We start from the raw sequence: 17,728 nt of genomic DNA on the forward strand, positions 1-17,728 counted from the left end.
TACAAAACAGGAGCACCCGGAATGCCCCGTGTCGTCCACCTGCTCGCCCTCGGCATCTTCGCCATGGTCACCAGCGAGTTCGTCGTCGCCGGCCTGATGCCGCAGATGGCCGCCGGCCTGCACGTCACCATCCCCGAGATCGGCTACCTGATCACCGCGTTCGCCGCCGCGATGGCCGTCGGCGGCCCGCTGCTCGGCGTGCTCATGCTCCGACTCCGGCCCAAGCCCGCGCTGATGGCGCTGTTCGCCGTCTTCCTCGCCGGCAACGTCCTCGCCGCCACGGCCACCGACTACGGCGTCATGCTGGTCGCCCGAGTCATCACGGGCGCCGCGGCGCAGGCGTTCTTCGGCGTGGCGCTGTCGGTGACCTCCGCCGTGGTCGCGGAGCACCTGCGCGGGCGCGCCACCGCGACCGTCCTCAACGGACTGATGCTCGGCACGCTCCTCGGCCTGCCGCTGGCCACGTTCGTCGGCGCGCACCTCGGCTGGCGCGCGGCGTTCTGGGGCATCGCCGCGCTCACCGTCGTGGCCGCCGCCAGCACGGTCGCGGGCGTGCCGCGGCTGGACCGAGCCGGCGGCGACACCACCGTGCGCGCCGAACTGCGCGCCGTCGCCCGGCCGAGGCTGTGGCTCGTGCTGTCCACCAGCACGTGCGTCATCGGCGCGACGTTCGCCGCGTTCAGCTACGCCAACCCGATCCTGACCGAGGTCACCGGCTTCGCCACGGGAACGGTCCCGCTGCTGCTCATCGCCTACGGCGCGGCCACGCTCGTCGGGAACCACGTGGTCGGCCGGCTGGCCGACCGCCACGCCCTGCCCGCCCTGCTCTCGGGACTCGGGCTCAACGCCCTCTTCCTCACCGCCTTCGCCCTGTTCGCCGACGAGAAGGCGCCCGCGGTGGTGAGCCTGCTCGGCATCGGCCTGGTCGGCGTCACGATGAACCCCGCGCTGGTGACCCGCGTGCAGCGCACGGGCAACACAGGCGCGCTGGTCAACACCGTGCACGGGTCGTTCATCACGTCCGGCATCATCGTCGGGTCGTGGCTGGGCGGCCTGCTCATCGCCGACCACGGCCTGCGCGCGCCGTTGTGGCTGGGCGCGGTGCTCGCGGTGCTCGGCCTCGTCACCCTGATCCCCGACGTGCGGCGGTGGACCACGGCGCGGACGTCGGACAAGGCCCTTGCGCCGGACGGCCTCACTCCTGCCGAAGTGCACGGCGGACGCGGGCACGCGTCCTAGAGTCCCGCCAGGCGGCTGTGGGAGGCCGCACCGAGAAGTGGGGGAGATCGACCATGCGAAGATCCGCCTTGGCCGTCGCCGTGCTCGCGCTGGCCGCGCTGCCCGTCACCACCACCGCCCACGCCGCCGCCGGACCGAGCGTGCGGTGGGCGCACAGCGCCACCGGCGACCTCGGCACGCTGGAGGTCTCCGCGTCCGCCGACGCCGGCATCGCCTCGCTGCGCGCCTACGTCGTGTCGTACGCGACCGGTCAGGACGTGGCCGTCGTCGACGAGTTCGTGCTGCACTCCGGCACGGCCGTCGACGGCGTCTGGCGCACACCCGCGCCGTTGCAACTGGACCAGCTCGGCGGCTACCGCGTCGACGTGGAGGCCACCGACGCGGCCGGCGTCAGCACCCCGCGTGCCCAGGAGGGCTCGCTGTCCTACTACGTCGACACGACGCTCACGTTCCTCTCTGACGACCCCACCGCCACCTACGCGCGCCGGTCGGTCGACGTGCACGGCGTGCTGACCGGCCGCTGGCCCGCCACGCGCGAGGTCAAGCCCATCGCGAACGCCGCCGTCGACCTGAGCAACGGGTACGGCGGCCACTACGTCGACGCGATCACCGCGGCCGACGGGTCCTACCGCGCCACCCTGCCGATGGACCAGGACGCGTTCTACGAGGACCAAGGGTTCGTGCAGGCCACGTTCCACAGCAGGGACGGCATGCTGGGCGCGGGCACCCACGCGATCGACGTGACCCTGACGCGCTCGCCCTCCACCATCACGACCCGCGTCGAGCCGCGGCGGATCGACCGCGGCGAGGAGGCCGTGCTGTCCGGGCGGGTGACCTGGGAGGCGCCCGGCGGGCGGCAGCCGGCGGCGGGCCAACCCGTGCACGTCTGGTTCTGCTACTCGTACCAGACCGTCTGCCAAACGTTCGTGGGCACCGCGACCACTGACGCCGACGGCCGCTTCCACCTTCCCACGACGCCGCCGGCGACCGGCAAGTTCGAGCTGTTCGCCCCGTTCGAGGACATCTTCATCGCCACCGGCACCACGACCAGGGACATCGTGGTCTACCAGCCGGCGGCGTTCACCGCCTTCACCGCGGTCCGTGACACGTCCGGCGCGGTCACCGCGAGCGGCCGGCTGCGGTTCGACGGCGGCAGCACGCCCTACCCGATCCCGGTCGAGATCCAGTTCCGCGCCGCGGGCACCGACACGTGGACCACGGTGGCGACCGTGCCGAACGCCGAGTACGCGAGCTCCGGCGAGCACGCGTTCTCGGCCACGGTGCCGAACCAGCCCTCCGGCGCGTGGCGCGCCCGCTACCCCGGCCTGACCGACCACTACCGGCCGCTGCTCAGCGAGCGGGTCCGCGTCGTCTGATGGCCGGGACCCGCGTCGCGCCACCGTCGTGTGACGCGACGCGGGTCCGGTGTCAGGCCTTGTTGCGGAACAGCTTGTTGCCCAGCCAGACGATCGGGTCGTAACGCCGGTCGGCCACCCGTTCCTTCATCGGGATCAACGCGTTGTCGGTGATCTTGATGTGCTCCGGGCACACCTCCGTGCAGCACTTCGTGATGTTGCACAGACCCAGACCGTGCGACGACTGCGCCTCCTGCACCCGGTCGGCCTCGTCGAGCGGGTGCATCTCCAGCTCGGCCACCCGCATCAGGAACCGCGGCCCGGCGAACGACTCCTTGTTCTCCTCGTGGTCGCGGATCACGTGGCACGTGTTGTTGCACAGGAAGCACTCGATGCACTTGCGGAACTCCTGCGAGCGCTCCACGTCGACCTGCTGCATCCGGTACTCCCCCGGCGCCACGCCGGCCGGCGGCTTGAACGCGGGGACCTCACGCGCCTTCTGGTAGTTGTACGACACGTCCGTGACGAGGTCGCGGATCACGGGGAACGTGCGCATCGGCGTCACGGTCACCGTCTCGTCCTCCGCGAACACCGACATCCGCGTCATGCACAGCAGCCTCGGCTTGCCGTTGATCTCCGCCGAGCACGACCCGCACTTGCCCGCCTTGCAGTTCCACCGCACGGCCAGGTCGGGCGTCTGCGTCGCCTGCAACCGGTGGATGACGTCGAGCACGACCTCACCCTCGTTGACCTCGACGGTGAAGTCCTCCAGACCACCGCCCTCGTCCGAACCGCGCCACACCCGGAAGTGCCCCTGGTACCCCATGTCAGCCCTCCAGCTCGTCGGCGGTCAGGTACTTCTGCAGCTCGCTGTGCTCGAACAACGCCAGCAGGTCCGCCCGGATCGGGATCTGCGGCTCCTCCACCACCTCGACCGAGGAGCCCGACAGCGTGCACACCAGCAGCTTGCGCCGCCAGTCGGCGTCCATGCCCGGGAAGTCGTCCCGCGTGTGCCCGCCGCGGCTCTCCGTCCGCAGCAGCGCGGCCCGCGCCACGCACTCGCTGACCACGAGCATGTTCCGCAGGTCCAGCGCCAGGTGCCAGCCCGGGTTGAACTGCCGGTGCCCCTCGACCACCAGGGTCGCGGCCCGCCGCTTCAGCTCCTCCAGGCGCTTGATCGCCTGGTCCATCTCGTCGGCCTTCCGGATGATGCCGACCAGGTCGTTCATCGCCTGCTGCAACTCCATGTGCAGCGTGTACGGGTTCTCGCCACCCTCGTCGGAACCGGAGAACGGCGCCACGGCCGTCCGCTCCGCCTCGGCGACGGCCTCGTCCGAGCACACCGGCCGAGCCGCGAGCCCGGCCACGTAGTCCGACGCGCCCGCGCCCGCACGGCGACCGAACACCAGCAGGTCGGACAACGAGTTGCCGCCGAGCCGGTTCGAGCCGTGCATCCCGCCGGACACCTCACCCGCCGCGAACAACCCCGGCACCGACGACGCGCCCGTGTCCGGGTCGACCTGCACGCCGCCCATCACGTAGTGGCAGGTCGGCCCGACCTCCATCGGCTGCGCGGTGATGTCGACGTCCGCCAGCTCCTTGAACTGGTGGTGCATCGACGGCAGCCGCCGCATGATCTCCTCGGCGGGCAGGCGCGTCGAGACGTCCAGGAACACGCCGCCGTGCTCGGACCCGCGACCGGCCTTGACCTCGGAGTTGATGGCACGCGCCACCTCGTCGCGCGGCAGCAGCTCCGGTGGCCGCCGGTTCTTGCCGGGGTCGGCGTACCAGCGGTCGGCCTCGGCCTCGTTGTCGGCGTACTTGTCCTTGAACACCTCGGGGATGTAGTCGAACATGAACCGCTTGCCGTCGGAGTTGCGCAGCACGCCGCCGTCACCGCGGACCGACTCGGTGACCAGGATCCCCTTCACCGACGGCGGCCAGACCATGCCGGTCGGGTGGAACTGCACGAACTCCATGTTGATCAGGGACGCGCCCGCGCGCAGGGCCAGCGCGTGACCGTCGCCGGTGTACTCCCACGAGTTCGACGTCACCTTGAACGACTTGCCGATGCCGCCGGTCGCGAGCACCACGGCGGGCGCCTCGAACAGCACGAACCGGCCCGACTCGCGCCAGTAGCCGAACGCGCCGGCCACCCGACCGCCGTCCAGCACCAGGTCGGTGACGGTGAACTCCTGGAACACCTTCAGCCGCGACTCGTAGTCGCCGGTCTCGGCGTGGTCGTCCTGCTGCAGCGACACCACCTTCTGCTGGAGGCTGCGGATCAGCTCGAGCCCCGTGCGGTCGCCGACGTGCGCCAGGCGCGGGTACTCGTGGCCGCCGAAGTTGCGCTGGCTGATCCGACCGTCCTTGGTGCGGTCGAACAGGGCGCCGTAGGTCTCCAGCTCCCAGACCCGGTCGGGCGCCTCCTTGGCGTGCAGCTCGGCCATCCGCCAGTTGTTCAGGAACTTCCCGCCGCGCATGGTGTCGCGGAAGTGCACCTGCCAGTTGTCGTTCGAGTTCACGTTGCCCATGGCCGCGGCGATGCCGCCCTCGGCCATCACCGTGTGGGCCTTGCCGAACAACGACTTGCACAGCACCGCCGTGCGCATCCCGTGTTCGCGGGCCTCGATCGCGGCGCGCAACCCCGCACCGCCGGCACCGATCACGAGCACGTCGAACGAATGCCGTTCCAGCTCGGGCAAAACCACTCCTCAGTTGACGAATCGGAGGTCGGCGATCGTCCCGGAGGCGACCAGCGCGACGTAGAGGTCCGTGACGCAGACGAAGATGAGCGAGGCCCACGCCAGCTGCATGTGCTTCGCGTTGAGCTTGGAGATCTGCGTCCACGCCCAGTACCGGACCGGGTGCTTGGAGAAGTGCTTCAACCGCCCGCCCGCGATGTGGCGGCACGAGTGGCACGACAGCGTGTACGCGCCGAGCAGGCCGACGTTGACCAGCAGCACGATGTTGCCGAGGCCGATGCCGGTGCTGAACGCGAAGACCGCGTCGTAGATGTTGATCAGCAGCAGGAGCGACGCCGCGTAGAAGAAGTACCGGTGCAGGTTCTGCGCGATGAGCGGGAAGCGGGTCTCACCGGTGTACTTGGCGTGGGGCTCGGCCACCGCGCACGCGGGCGGGGACATCCACGCCGCCCGGTAGTACGCCTTGCGGTAGTAGTAGCAGGTCACCCGGAAGCCGAGCAGGAACGGGATGATGATCACCGGCGGGGTGAGGAACCCCGGCAGCTCGGGCAGCAGGCGGCCGAAGTGCGCCGCGTTCGGCAGGCACTCCTCGGTCAGGCACGGCGAGTACATGGGCGTCAGGTAGCGGTACTCGTCCACCCAGTAGTAGTCGCCCATGAAGGTCCGCACGGCCGCGTAGATCGAAATCAGGAGCAGGCCCGCGAACGTCGCCAGCGGCGGTAGCCACCACCGGTCTGTGCGCAACGTGCGCTGGGCGATCTGCGCCCTCATACCTCACCTCGTTCCACGTCGTTGTGGTGCGGGACACATTGTGGTTTGTGACACATGACCGGCCCTGAAACGGGAGCGGCCCCCGCGTTCGCACGCGGGGGCCGGTCCTCTCCTCAGCTCAGGTTCGGTGACTGCGGTAGCCGCCGAGTCCTTCGTCGTCGGCGTCGTGCCACAGCTTCGGGTCGTACGGCGTGTCCGGCACGACGACGACCTCCCTCTCGACCCGAGGCGCTTCACGCGGTCGCGGCGTGCTGTCCAGGTCCGCTAGCTCGGTCGCGTCGATGTCCATGCGTTCGACGTCGTTGGCCAGCCTCTGCACCGCGGCCACGTCGCCGTACCGCGCGCGCAGGCCGCCGACGCAGTGGCGCAGTTGGCCAAGCGCCCGGCGCAGCTCCACGATCTCGGAGGACGTCATGGTCAGCACCTCCCTCGGGTCGGTCCGTGTGCCGACTCTGCCAAGTGGAAGCCGCTGTGACAAGAACCACAAGTGCCCGAGTCGCGTCTCAGGATCTGAATCGTTTTTGTCACGATCATGTGTCGTGACATAGTGTGCTTGCTGTCACGTCCGTCCGTGCGACGCCAGAGCTGCCGTCCCACCGGGCCCATCACGGCCCGTGATCACCACCGGAGACAGCGAACCATGAGCGTGCATCCCGTCGTCGCCGAAGTGACGGCTCGAATCGCCGCCCGCAGCGCCGCCGGCCGGGCCGCCTACCTGGAACGGATCGCCCAAGCACAGCAAGAGGGCCCCGCCCGCCGCGACATGGCGTGCAGCAACCTGGCCCACGGCTTCGCCGGGATCACGGGCGGTGACAAAGACCTCCTCCGGGCATTGCGTCGCCCGAACGTGGCGATCGTGTCCGCGTACAACGACATGCTGTCCGCCCACCAGCCGATGCACGAGTACCCCGCGTGGATCAAGGACGCGGCGCGGGCCGTCGGCGGCGTGGCGCAGTTCGCCGGCGGCGTGCCCGCCATGTGCGACGGCATCACCCAGGGCCGCGCGGGCATGGAGCTCTCGCTGTTCAGCCGCGAGGTCATCGCGATGGCCACCGGCATCGCCCTGTCGCACGAGATGTTCGACTCGGCGCTGCTGCTCGGCGTGTGCGACAAGATCACGCCCGGCCTGCTGATCGGCGCGCTGTCGTTCGGGCACCTGCCCGCGATCCTGGTGCCCGCCGGCCCCATGAGCTCCGGCCTGCCGAACTCGGAGAAGGCCCGCGTGCGGCAGCTGTTCGCGGAGAACAAGGCGTCCCGCGAGGACCTGCTCGAAGCCGAGGCGCAGTCCTACCACAGCCCTGGGACCTGCACGTTCTACGGCACGGCGAACTCCAACCAGCTCGTGGTCGAGGTCATGGGCCTGCACCTGCCCGGCGCGAGCTTCGTGCCGCCGGGCACCAAGCTGCGCAAGGCGTTGACCGAGGAGGCCGCGCGGCGCGCGGTGGAGATCAGCCGGGGCGAGGACTACACCCCGATCGGGCACGTGGTGGACGTGAAGTCCGTGGTCAACGGCGTGATCGCGCTGCTGGCCACCGGTGGGTCGACCAACCACACCATGCACCTGGTCGCCATCGCGTCGGCCGCCGGCATCGAGCTGAGCTGGGACGACTTCTCCGAGCTGTCCTCGGTGGTGCCGCTGCTGGCCCGCGTCTACCCGAACGGGTCGGCGGACATCAACCACTTCCAGGCCGCGGGCGGCGTGTCGTTCCTCGTCTCGACGCTGCTGGACGCGGGCCTGCTGCACGCCGACGTGAAGACCGTGGCCGGCGCCGGGCTCGACCGCTACCGGCAGGAGCCGGTGCTGGTCGAGGGCGTGCTGCAGTGGCGGCCGGGCCCTCCGCACTCGCTCGACACCGACGTGCTGCGGCCCGCTTCGGAGCCCTTCGCGGCCGACGGCGGCCTGCGCATGCTGTCGGGCAACCTCGGCCGTGCGGTGATCAAGGTGTCGGCGGTCAAGCCGGAGGACCGGGTCGTGGAGGCGCCCGCCAGGGTGTTCACCTCGCAGGAGGCGTTCAGCGCCGCGTTCCAGGCCGGTGAGCTGGAGCGGGACGTGGTCGTGGTGGTGCGGCAGCAGGGTCCGCAGGCCAACGGGATGCCCGAGCTGCACAAGCTGACGCCCGCGCTGGGCGTGCTGATGGACCGGGGATTCAAGGTCGCGCTGGTCACCGACGGCCGGATGTCCGGAGCGTCGGGCAAGATCCCGGCGGCCATCCAGGTCACCCCGGAGGCGGCCGTGGGCGGTCCGCTGGCGCGCGTGCGCGACGGGGACGTGCTGCGGCTGGACGCCGAGACCGGCACGCTGGAGGCGTTCGTGGACCCGGCGGAGCTGGCCGCGCGCGATCTGGTGGACTTCCCGCCGGACGCGCAGGCGTGGACCGGCACGGGCCGGGAGCTGTTCGCCGCGCTGCGCCGGGCGATCGGGCCCGCCGACCGGGGCGCGAGCGTGTTCGGACCCATCGCGGCCTCGCACTTCGAAGGCCAGCTCAACCAGGAGGTGTCCCGGTGACCAACGCCCCGGCTCACGCGACGGCGGCGGACCTGCTGGCGCTGTCCCCCGTCATCCCGGTCGTCGTCGTGGACGACGCCGAGCACGCCGTGCCGCTGGCGGAGGCGTTGCTGCGCGGCGGTGTGCGCGTGATCGAGCTGACGCTGCGCACGCCGGCGGCGCTGGCCGCGATCGAGCGGGTGGCGGCGGAGGTGCCGGGCATCGTGATCGGCGCCGGCACGGTGACCGCCCCGGAGCACGCCGAGCAGGCGGCCAAGGCCGGTGCGGCGTTCCTCGTCACGCCGGGGTCGACCGACCGGGTGCTGGACGCGGCCGAGGACACCGGGTTGCCGTTCCTGCCGGGCGCGGCGACCGTGTCGGAGGCGATGCGGCTGGCCGAGCGCGGGCTGACGTCGCTGAAGTTCTTCCCGGCCGAGGCCGCGGGCGGGGTGGACTACCTGAAGTCCATCGGTGGTCCGCTGCCCGGCCTGCGGTTCTGCCCGACCGGCGGCATCACGCCGGCGACCGCGCCGAACTACCTGGCGCTGCCGAACGTCGGGTGCGTCGGCGGCTCGTGGCTCGCGCCCAAGGACGCGCTGGTGTCCGGCGACTGGGCGCGGATCGAAGAGCTGGCGAGGGCCGCGTCGGCGCTCTGATCCCGTGCTCTGATCTCGGCGGAGGGCGTCTTCCCGTGACGGGGAGGCGCCCTTCGTCAGGTCAGGTGGGTGAGCGCTTCGGGGATCGAGTCGGCGACCGGTGCGCCGGTGCGCTCGAGCACCTTGCGCGAGCTGGTGCCGGTGGCGACCAGGACGACCTGCGCGCCGACGTGCCGGGCGGCTTCGGCGTCGTCGGCCACGTCGCCGATGAGCACGACATCGCGCGGGGACAGCCGCAGGGCCGCCAAGTGCTCGGCGAGGTGCTCGGCCTTCGAGCCGCCGTCGCCCGCAGACTTGAGGCCGTCGACCCGGCTGAACAGCTCGCCGAGGCCGAAGCGGGCGACCAGCGGCACCAGCTCGTCGTGGAACCACATCGACAGCAGCGACTGGCTGTGGCGCAGCGCCCGCAGGTGGTCGGGCACGCCGGCGGCCAGCCCGCAGCGGTCCACCAACGCGCGGTACTCGGCGTGGTAGACGGTGTCGATGCGAGCCCAGTCCGCCGCCGTCAGCGAACGGCCGAACACCCGCTCGTAGCAGGCCTTGACCGGGCGGCTGAACACCTCGCGCCAGTGCTCCAGCGTGATGGCCGCGTGGCCGAAGTCGGCGCAGACCCGGTTGACGGCGGCGAGCACGGCGTCGTTGTCGGCGAACAAGGTGCCGTTCCAGTCCCAAACGACGTGGTCGGCCCTGATCCTCACTCGAAGAGGTTACGACGATAGGTTGAGTGCTCACTTCTGGGGAGGTAGTGGGGGATGGACGCGCGACGAACCACCGTGGTCGCCGAGCCGCGCGGGCAGGTGGCGCTCGTGTCAGTCGGGTTCCCGGTGCTGGGCGCGCTCGTGGTGTGGGGCCTGAAGTCGATCGCCGGGTGGGTGGCCGACCTGTCGTGGGCCCCGATGCAGGGTCCGTTCCGGTTGGTGGCGTCCGTGCCGGAGCCGTGGGCGACGATCGGCTCGGTGGCGGTCGGCGCGGTGCTCGGGCTGGTGGTGGCCGGGATCGCGGCGCACGAGCGGCTGGTGGTCGAGGTGTTCAACGAGGGCGTCGAGTTGCTCAGGGGCGGCAGGCACCGCAGCTTCGACCGGACGCTGGTGTCCGGGGTGTTCCTGGACGGCAAGAAGCTCGTGCTGCTCGGCGTGGACACCGGCGAGTTGGCCCGGGAGGGCCACGACCTGAAGCCGGAGGCGCTGGCCGAGGCGTTCCAGACGCACGGCTACCAGTGGTTGGACGGCGACCCGTACCGGGAGGACTACCGGCGGTGGGTCGACGGCACGCCGGACCTGCCGCCCGGCGCGAACGCGTTGCTGAAGGTGCGGGCCGAGGCGTTGCGCAAAGAGGACAAGGAGGACGCGGCCGAGCTGCGGGAGGAGCTGAGCCGGCTCGGCGTCGTCGTGCGCGAGGAGAAGAAGCGCCAGTACTGGCGTCTCACCCGAACGCTGCCGTGAGCGCGCATACGCTCACGGGGTGATCAACGGCGGGGGCGGGAACGCCGGGCAGGCGGAGACCGACGGCGCGGGTGGGCGGTTGTGGCTCAGGAGCAGCGCGGTGTTGTGCTGGCTGTGCGCTCTGATCCCACTCGCGGTGTGGTACCTCGAAGACCTCGACTGGCCGTGGTGGGCGCTGGTCGGCGTGGTCATCGCGATGGTGGTCGTGGCGGCCCTCGGCGGCGACATGTGGGCGACGGCGAACCGGGCCGAGGCGGACACCGCGCGGCTGCGGCAAGCCGGTCGGCCCGCGACCGCAGAGGTCGTCGGGATGGAGGTGGTCCACCAAGAGGAAGGGCCCGACACCTCGGTGCTGAGCCTGCGCATCAGCGGTGACGACGTGCCGCCGTTCGACGCGACCTACCGCGGCCGGCACCGGCCGGACCACCGGGTGGGCGCCCGCTTCGACGCGGTGGTCGACCCGACCGACAACCTGTTCGCCCTCAAGCCCGGCCTCGGCCCGCGGTGACCGGTCGCCGCACCCGGTCCCGGCGGCGGTCCGCCCTTCAGTCCTGAGCCAGGTCGTCCAACGTCGTGGTGTCCTCGCCCGCCCGGCGCAGTTCCTCGCGGACCACGCGGTAGGCCATGCCTTCCGCGTAGCCCTTGCGGGCCAGGGCGGCGACCAGGCGGCGGATCTTGGTGGTGTCGTCCAGGCCCGCCATGGTGCGCAGCTTCTTGCGCACCAGGTCGCGCGCCCGGTCTTCCTCGGCCTCGTCGTCCACCGCGGCGACGGCCTCGGCCGCCACCTCGTCCGCCACACCCTTGCGCCGCAGTTCCACGGCCAGGGCACGGCGGGCCAGGCCCTGGTGCGCGTGCCGCGAGCGGACCCAGACCTCGGCGAACGCGGCGTCGTCGATCAGGCCCGCCCGGTCGAACTTGGCCAGCACCAGCTCGGCCGTCTGCTCGCTGATGCCCTTGCGCAGCAGGGCGTCCTTCAGCTCGACGCGGGTCCGGGCCCGGGCGGTGAGCAGCGCGTAGCAGATGTCCGTCGCCTTGCGCTGCTCCTTCGCCGGGTCGACCGGGCGCGGCTCGGTGTCGTCGGCCGAAGGGTCGCGGGACAGCCCGCGACCACGGCCACCTCGTCCCGCCACGCCGGCTTAGAACTCGACCGGCGCCGCAGCGGGCTCCTCGGCGTCGAGGGTGGCACCGATGCCCAGCTTGTCCTTGATCCGCTTCTCGATCTCGTTCGCCACGTCCGGGTTGTCGCGCAGGAACTTCCGCGCGTTCTCCTTGCCCTGGCCCAGCTGGTCGCCCTCGTAGGTGTACCAGGCGCCGGACTTGCGCAGGATGCCCTGGTCGACGCCCATGTCGATGAGCGAGCCCTCACGGCTGATGCCCTGGCCGTAGAGGATGTCGAACTCGGCCTGCTTGAACGGCGGGGCCACCTTGTTCTTCACGATCTTGACCCTGGTGCGGTTGCCGACCGGCTCGCCGCCGTCCTTCAGGGTCTCGATGCGCCGCACGTCCAGCCGCACCGACGCGTAGAACTTCAGCGCCTTGCCACCGGTCGTGGTCTCGGGCGAGCCGAACATCACGCCGATCTTCTCGCGCAGCTGGTTGATGAAGATCGCGGTGGTGTTGGAGTTGCTGAGCGCGCCGGTGATCTTGCGCAGCGCCTGGCTCATCAACCGGGCCTGCAGACCCACGTGGTTGTCGCCCATCTCGCCCTCGATCTCGGCGCGGGGCACCAGGGCCGCCACCGAGTCGATGACCAGGATGTCGAGCGCGCCGGAGCGGACCAGCATGTCCGCGATCTCCAGCGCCTGCTCGCCCGTGTCGGGCTGGGAGACCAGCAGCGCGTCGGTGTCGACGCCCAGCTTCTTCGCGTACTCCGGGTCGAGCGCGTGCTCGGCGTCGATGAACGCCGCGATGCCGCCGGCGCGCTGGGCGTTGGCCACGGCGTGCAGCGCCACCGTCGTCTTACCCGAGGACTCGGGGCCGTAGATCTCGACCACGCGGCCGCGGGGCAGGCCGCCGATGCCGAGCGCGACGTCGAGCGCGATCGCACCGGTGGGGATCACCTGGAGCGGGGCGCGGACCTCGTCGCCGAGCCGCATGACCGAGCCCTTGCCGTACTGCTTGTCGATCTGGGCCAGGGCCAGCTCGAGGGCCTTGTCCCGGTCGGGTGCCTGGGGTGCCATCTGGAAGTCCACCTCGGAGTGTCTTGGGTTCGCGGTGCGATGTCGGGGCCGACGTTACGGGTGAGGTCCGACATTTTCCGGTGGGGACCAGGTCACCCGCGGGGTGCTGTCACCCGGTCGTGTCGGGGAGTGTAGCCGAACAGGTGTTCGACCACTTGGTCGACACGCCGGGTCACCGTCGCTGTTCCGGCACGTCGAAGGCGTCGCAGACGGCCAGCCAGATCTCCTTGGCCGACAGACCCGCCTCCAACGCCTGGTCGGGAGTCCGACCGCCGAGAGCGGACAGCACGTGGTCCTGGGCCACCATCTCCGCCCTGACCTGGCCGAACTCCCTGGCCATCAGCTTGCGGAACATCGTGATGCGCATCGGGTCCAGCCTAACGCGCGGCCACCCGGACCGAACCGCCGACGTCGTCGAGTGGAACCGGTCAGCGCAGAGCGGCGGCGACCAGGCCACCGTCGACGACCAGGTCCTGCCCGTTGACGTAGGACGCCTCACCGGAGGCGAGGAACGCGACCGCGGCGGCGACGTCGTCGGCGGTGCCGATCCGACCGGCGGCCACCGCGGCGACGACGGCGGCTCCCGCCTCGGCGGAGACGTTGTCGTGGAACATCGGGGTCTCGATGTAGCCGGGGCTGACCGAGTTCACCCGCACTCCCCTGGGCGCCAGTTCGGCCGCCAGGGTGTGCGCCAGGTTGTGCACGGCCGCTTTGGTCGCCGCGTAGAGGGACGCGCCGGGCAGACCTCGGTGCAGCGTCCACGACGCGTTGATCACGATCGCGGCGTGGTCGGACAGCAGCGGGAGGGTCTTCTGGATGGTGAAGAACACGCCTTTGAAGTTGATGTCCACGAGGCGGTCGAACTCCGCCTCGGCGACGTCGCCGTTCGGCTGGAACGACGCGACGCCCGCGTTCGCGAAGACCACGTCCAGCCGCCCGTGCCGGTCCCGGATCGCGGCCGTCAGCACGTCGAGGTCGCTGAGGCTCGCCACGTCGCCGCGCACCGCGAGGACGCCGTCGCCGCCGGCCAGCTCTTCGACCGCGGCGTCCAGCCGGGCCTGGTCGCGCCCGGTGACGACCACCCGCGCGCCCTCGGCGAGCAACCTCCGCGCGGCGGCCAGCCCCATGCCGCTCGTGCCGCCGGTGATGAGCGCGATCTTGTCCTTGAACCGGGAAGTGCTGTGCGTCATGGGGTCCAGCGTGCCGACCGGTGTCGAAGGCAGGCAGTGCGCGCTCAACCCGGGAGTGCCACCACCACCCTCGCGCGCCGATCAGACCGGGACGGCCGCCCCCGCGTGCGCCAGGCGTCCGAGTTGCTCCTCGGTTCCGGTGCCTGGCCGCGGGTTGCACAGCTCCAGGTACCGGTCCGAGCCGTCGGCCACCGCCAGGGTCGTCACGTCGAAGACCAGGTCACCGGCCTCCGGGTGGCGGATCGCCTTCACCGCCTGCACCTGCGCGCCCACCTCGTGGCGTGCCCACAGCTCGGCGAACTCGGCGCTCACGGCGCCGAGCTCGGCGACCACCCGGTCGAACTCCGGGTCACCGGGCGCGTGCGCCGCGTCGGCGCGGAAGGCGGCGACGACGACCGGCGCGACCGACGCCCAGTGGACGTGCATGTCGCGGTAGCGGGCATTGGTGAAGAACGTGACCAGGCAGTTGTGGTCGGTGTCGTCGTAGCCGAACACCGTCCGGGTCGCGTCGTTGATCGCCAGCAGGTTCCAGTACCGGTCCCGGAGGATCGCGGGCCGCGGCAGCCACGCGTCGAGCAGGCGCCGCAGCTCCGGGCTGACCTCGTCACCCCGCCCGCCACCGACCCGCGGCGGGTTGAGCCCGGCCAGCAGGTACAGGTGCGCGCGTTCGAGGTCAGTCAGGCGCAGCGCCCGGCTGACCGCGTCGAGCACCTCCGACGAGACGGTGATGTCGCGGCCCTGCTCCAGCCACGTGTACCAGGACACGCCGACCCCGGCCAGCGCGGCGACCTCCTCGCGCCGCAGTCCCGGCGTCCGACGCCTGCCCACCGCCACCACGCCGACGTCCGCCGGCGTGAGCCGCGCCCGACAGGTCCGCAGGAAGTCGCGGAGCTGCTCGCGTCGACGCGGTCGGACCGCAGGGGATTCGCTGGTCATGCGCCACGGTAACAACGAGCCCGGTCAGCGCGCCGCCGTCCAGGCCGGGCTGTCGACGTAGTGGTTGTCGAACCGGTCCTGCGAGTCGCGGATCTCCTGCGGGCTCGCCTCGCCGCGCTGCACGCGGTCGAGCAGGCGGTAGTAGTCGAACCGACCCATGCCGGGCGTGAAGACGTACAGGACGTCCGCGTCGGCGCCCTTGAGCGCGCCGAACGCGTGCGGCACGCGTGGCGGCACGACGAGGAAGTCGCCGCGCTCCAGGGTCACCACGTCCTGGTCCAGCAGCACCTGGAGCGCGCCGTCGAGCACGAAGAACAGCTCCGAGGCGCGGGTGTGGAAGTGCGGCGGCGCGCCGTCGGCGCCGTCGCGGAAGGTGGACCGGTTGCTGGTCAGGCCGTCCAGATCGGCGAGGAGGGTGACCACGGCGGCGGGGTCGGCGTCGAGCTTCTCGGCCTGGTCGGCACGGACGAGCAGGGTGTTTTCCATGAGTTCGAGAATCGTCGCGGGACAGGCCCCGAACAACGACGACGATCGAATGGAACGATAACCTGACGGTTATGGAACGACGTGACCTGGAGGTTTTCCTGGCGCTGGCGGAGGAACTGCACTTCAGCCGCACCGCCGAGCGGCTGCGCGTCTCCCAGGCGCGGGTCAGCCAGTCCGTCAAGCAGCTGGAACGCCGCATCGGCGCGCCGTTGTTCGAGCGGACCAGCCGACGGGTCGCGCTCACGCCCATCGGCCGCCGGCTGCGTGACGACCTGGCGCCGGCCTATCGGCAGATCGTGGACGGCATAGCGCGCGCTGCGGAGGCCGCACGCGGCACGTCCCTGCTGCGCGTCGGGTTCGAGGCGCCGGCCCTCGCCGATCTCGTGTCCGACGTCCTCGACACGTTCCGCGCCCGCCACCCCGAGAGCCGGGTGCGCGTGCGGGAGGCGCCGTTCACCGACCCGTTCTCGCTGCTCAGGGCCGACGAGGTGGACGTGCTGGTGACGTTGTTCCCGGTCGGCGAGCCGGACCTGACGTCCGGTCCGGTCGTGCACGAAGAGCCCTTGGTGCTCGCCGTGTCCGACACCCACCCGTTCACGCGGCAGGAGGCCGTGACCCTGGAAGACCTCGCCCGCGACACGGTCTTCCGCGCCGCCTACTGGCGCGACACGACGCCGAAGGGCGTGCCGATCAAGCGCGGTCGGGACGTCACGACGTTCCAGGAACTGCTCACCGCGATCGCCGACGGCGAGGGCGTCTGCCCGCTGGGCGCGCACGCGGTCGGCTACTTCGCCCGCCCGAAGATCGCGTTCCTGCCGCTGGTGGGCGCGCCTCGCCTGGCCTGGGGCATGGTCTGGCGCACGGCGGGCGAAACGGTCCGCGTGCGCGAGTTCGCGGCGGCGGCGCGCTAACCTCGACGGGTGCTGTTGTTGCAGGAAGACCCCACGGGCATGTCGTCGCCGATCGCCACGATCGCGGTGATCGCCGGTCTCGTCGCGGCGATCGTGGTCGGCCTGCGCGCACTGTGGCACAACCGCAAGCGCTGATCACCGCACCCGCTGCGACGACGCGAACAGGCAGGTCATCAGCAGCGGCAGCGCGGTGAACCCGACGACCAGGCCCAGCGCGGCGTAGGACCACGCGGTCACCACGACGCCCGCCACGACGCCGCCGAGCGCGCCGCCGACGTTCATGCACAGGTCCGACAGGCCCTGCGCGGCCGGCCGGTCCACCACCTCGACCGACTCGGTGAGCAGCGCCGATCCCGCCACCACGCCCGCCGACCAGCCGAACGCCAGCAGCGCCATCCCCGCGGCGAGCTGCGGCGCGTCGTGCGACGGGGCCATGCCCGCGATGCCGGACGCGGCGACCACGAGCGCCGCGCCGATCGCCAGCACCTGCACCAGGCCGAGCCGGTCGGCCATCCACCCGAACAGCGGGCCGGCCGCGTACATCGCGGCGACGTGCAGGCTGACCACCACACCCACGACGCGCAACGACGAGCCCCCGTGCTCCATGTGCACGGGGGTCATCGACATCAGGCCGACCATCGCGGTGTGGCACAGCGTCAGACCGCCCAGCGCGAGCTTCCCGGCGGAGGGCAGCGACCGCCACACCGCCGTCGACCGCTTGGCGCCGGCCGCGGGCGCGACGGCCGCTTTCGCCACCGTGAGCGGATCCGGCCGCAGGAACCGCAGGACGACGAGCGCGGCCAGGCCGAACAGCACCGCCGACAGCAGGTACGGCCCGGCGCCCACCGGCAACCCCAGCCGCACGGCCACCTGCCCCGCCGGGTCGGCCAGGTTCGGCCCGACCACCGCGCCCACCGTCGCCGCCCACACCACCAGTGCCACCGAGCGCGCTCGGCGGTGCGGGTGGGCCAGGTCCGCGCCCACGTACCGGGCGGCGAGGTTCGCGCCGGCCGCCGCGCCGAACAGCACGAGCGCGACCAGCAGCACCTGCCACGAGCCGAGCACGACCGCGCACGCCGCCACCGCCGCGCCCACGGCGCCCGCGCCGTAGCCCAGGACCAGCGCCGGACGACGTCCGCTCCGGGCCGCCACCCGGGCCGCGGGCAGCGCGAACACCGCCGCGCCGAGCACCGCGGCGGTCTGCGCCATCCCGCCGACCGCGTCGGAGTCCGCGAGCACGGCCGCGATGAGCGTGCCGACCGCCATGCCGATGGCGACGCCCGCCGCACCGAGGACCTGGGTCACCGCCAGCACCCGCAGGACCCTGCGCTGCACGGCGTCGACCACAGTCATGATCTTGAGGGTGCCAGGG

Annotated in this window: 20 protein-coding genes; 8 read left to right on the top strand and 12 right to left on the bottom strand. The window is 71.7% G+C overall.

Annotated features, from left to right (window positions below; translation table 11 throughout):
- Positions 1-21 precede the first annotated feature (21 nt).
- Both AB0H12_RS14435 and AB0H12_RS14440 read left to right on the top strand, forming a co-directional pair.
- A complete protein-coding gene (locus AB0H12_RS14435) occupies positions 22-1,239 on the top strand; it encodes an MFS transporter (RefSeq protein WP_499623368.1) in 1,218 nt (405 codons plus the stop codon).
- A 53-nt stretch (positions 1,240-1,292) separates the two neighbouring features.
- Positions 1,293-2,615 carry a transthyretin-like family protein gene (locus tag AB0H12_RS14440; RefSeq protein ID WP_230566689.1) on the top strand — a complete coding sequence of 441 codons (1,323 nt, stop codon included), beginning with the start codon at positions 1,293-1,295 and terminating at the stop codon, positions 2,613-2,615.
- A gap of 52 nt (positions 2,616-2,667) precedes the next feature.
- Here the strand turns inward: AB0H12_RS14440 and AB0H12_RS14445 are convergent, their stop codons facing one another.
- From AB0H12_RS14445 to AB0H12_RS14460, 4 genes are all read right to left on the bottom strand, one after another.
- A complete protein-coding gene (locus AB0H12_RS14445) occupies positions 2,668-3,420 on the bottom strand; it encodes a succinate dehydrogenase/fumarate reductase iron-sulfur subunit (protein ID WP_230566690.1) in 753 nt (250 codons plus the stop codon).
- A gap of 1 nt (position 3,421) precedes the next feature.
- Complete coding sequence (locus AB0H12_RS14450; RefSeq protein ID WP_230566691.1) at positions 3,422-5,299, bottom strand: fumarate reductase/succinate dehydrogenase flavoprotein subunit; 1,878 nt, start codon at positions 5,297-5,299, stop codon at positions 3,422-3,424.
- A gap of 9 nt (positions 5,300-5,308) precedes the next feature.
- Positions 5,309-6,070: a succinate dehydrogenase subunit SdhC gene (sdhC, locus tag AB0H12_RS14455; RefSeq protein WP_230566692.1), complete on the bottom strand. Its 762-nt coding sequence runs from the start codon at positions 6,068-6,070 to the stop codon at positions 5,309-5,311.
- A 118-nt stretch (positions 6,071-6,188) separates the two neighbouring features.
- Positions 6,189-6,485: an Rv0250c family protein gene (locus tag AB0H12_RS14460; protein WP_499623369.1), complete on the bottom strand. Its 297-nt coding sequence runs from the start codon at positions 6,483-6,485 to the stop codon at positions 6,189-6,191.
- 225 nt (positions 6,486-6,710) lie between these two features.
- On the opposite strand from AB0H12_RS14460, the gene edd reads away from it, so the two are divergent.
- Both edd and eda read left to right on the top strand, forming a co-directional pair.
- Positions 6,711-8,576, top strand: coding sequence for a phosphogluconate dehydratase (edd, locus tag AB0H12_RS14465; RefSeq protein ID WP_499623370.1), 1,866 nt, complete (start codon positions 6,711-6,713; stop codon positions 8,574-8,576).
- Positions 8,573-9,211, top strand: a complete 639-nt coding sequence (gene eda / locus AB0H12_RS14470) for a bifunctional 4-hydroxy-2-oxoglutarate aldolase/2-dehydro-3-deoxy-phosphogluconate aldolase (protein WP_230566695.1) — start codon at positions 8,573-8,575, stop codon at positions 9,209-9,211. The genes edd and eda overlap by 4 nt, the downstream gene beginning before the upstream one ends.
- Positions 9,212-9,267: 56 nt before the next feature.
- Here eda and AB0H12_RS14475 read toward each other — a convergent pair whose 3' ends face one another.
- Positions 9,268-9,909 carry an HAD family hydrolase gene (locus AB0H12_RS14475; protein ID WP_499623371.1) on the bottom strand — a complete coding sequence of 214 codons (642 nt, stop codon included), beginning with the start codon at positions 9,907-9,909 and terminating at the stop codon, positions 9,268-9,270.
- Positions 9,910-9,963: 54 nt separating this feature from the next.
- Between AB0H12_RS14475 and AB0H12_RS14480 the strand changes: the two genes are divergently transcribed.
- A complete protein-coding gene (locus tag AB0H12_RS14480) occupies positions 9,964-10,653 on the top strand; it encodes a YqeB family protein (RefSeq protein WP_499623372.1) in 690 nt (229 codons plus the stop codon).
- A gap of 19 nt (positions 10,654-10,672) precedes the next feature.
- Entirely contained in the window at positions 10,673-11,161 is a 489-nt protein-coding gene (locus AB0H12_RS14485; RefSeq protein ID WP_499623373.1) for a hypothetical protein, read from the top strand.
- A gap of 37 nt (positions 11,162-11,198) precedes the next feature.
- On the opposite strand, the gene AB0H12_RS14490 is transcribed toward AB0H12_RS14485, so the two are convergent.
- From AB0H12_RS14490 to AB0H12_RS14515, 6 genes are all read right to left on the bottom strand, one after another.
- Positions 11,199-11,753 carry a regulatory protein RecX gene (locus AB0H12_RS14490; RefSeq protein ID WP_499623543.1) on the bottom strand — a complete coding sequence of 185 codons (555 nt, stop codon included), beginning with the start codon at positions 11,751-11,753 and terminating at the stop codon, positions 11,199-11,201.
- A 36-nt stretch (positions 11,754-11,789) separates the two neighbouring features.
- The gene (gene recA / locus AB0H12_RS14495; protein WP_230566699.1) at positions 11,790-12,833 is read right to left on the bottom strand and encodes a recombinase RecA; all 1,044 of its coding nucleotides are present in this window, start codon (positions 12,831-12,833) and stop codon (positions 11,790-11,792) included.
- 172 nt (positions 12,834-13,005) lie between these two features.
- Complete coding sequence (locus tag AB0H12_RS14500; RefSeq protein WP_499623374.1) at positions 13,006-13,200, bottom strand: DUF3046 domain-containing protein; 195 nt, start codon at positions 13,198-13,200, stop codon at positions 13,006-13,008.
- 61 nt (positions 13,201-13,261) lie between these two features.
- The gene (locus AB0H12_RS14505; RefSeq protein WP_499623375.1) at positions 13,262-14,023 is read right to left on the bottom strand and encodes a glucose 1-dehydrogenase; all 762 of its coding nucleotides are present in this window, start codon (positions 14,021-14,023) and stop codon (positions 13,262-13,264) included.
- 81 nt (positions 14,024-14,104) lie between these two features.
- A complete protein-coding gene (locus AB0H12_RS14510; RefSeq protein WP_499623376.1) occupies positions 14,105-14,959 on the bottom strand; it encodes a helix-turn-helix transcriptional regulator in 855 nt (284 codons plus the stop codon).
- 24 nt (positions 14,960-14,983) lie between these two features.
- A complete protein-coding gene (locus tag AB0H12_RS14515; protein ID WP_499623377.1) occupies positions 14,984-15,445 on the bottom strand; it encodes a cupin domain-containing protein in 462 nt (153 codons plus the stop codon).
- Positions 15,446-15,516: 71 nt separating this feature from the next.
- Here AB0H12_RS14515 and AB0H12_RS14520 point away from each other — a divergent pair, with 71 nt between their 5' ends.
- Together AB0H12_RS14520 and AB0H12_RS14525 are read left to right on the top strand one after the other, a co-directional pair.
- Positions 15,517-16,356 carry a LysR family transcriptional regulator gene (locus tag AB0H12_RS14520; RefSeq protein WP_499623378.1) on the top strand — a complete coding sequence of 280 codons (840 nt, stop codon included), beginning with the start codon at positions 15,517-15,519 and terminating at the stop codon, positions 16,354-16,356.
- A 9-nt stretch (positions 16,357-16,365) separates the two neighbouring features.
- A complete protein-coding gene (locus tag AB0H12_RS14525; RefSeq protein WP_499623379.1) occupies positions 16,366-16,491 on the top strand; it encodes a hypothetical protein in 126 nt (41 codons plus the stop codon).
- Here the strand turns inward: AB0H12_RS14525 and AB0H12_RS14530 are convergent, their stop codons facing one another.
- The gene (locus AB0H12_RS14530; RefSeq protein ID WP_499623380.1) at positions 16,492-17,709 is read right to left on the bottom strand and encodes an MFS transporter; all 1,218 of its coding nucleotides are present in this window, start codon (positions 17,707-17,709) and stop codon (positions 16,492-16,494) included.
- Between the last annotated feature and the right edge of the window lie 19 nt (positions 17,710-17,728).

Source organism: Actinosynnema sp. NPDC023794 (assembly GCF_040639675.1).
Lineage (GTDB): Bacteria > Actinomycetota > Actinomycetes > Mycobacteriales > Pseudonocardiaceae > Actinosynnema > Actinosynnema luteola.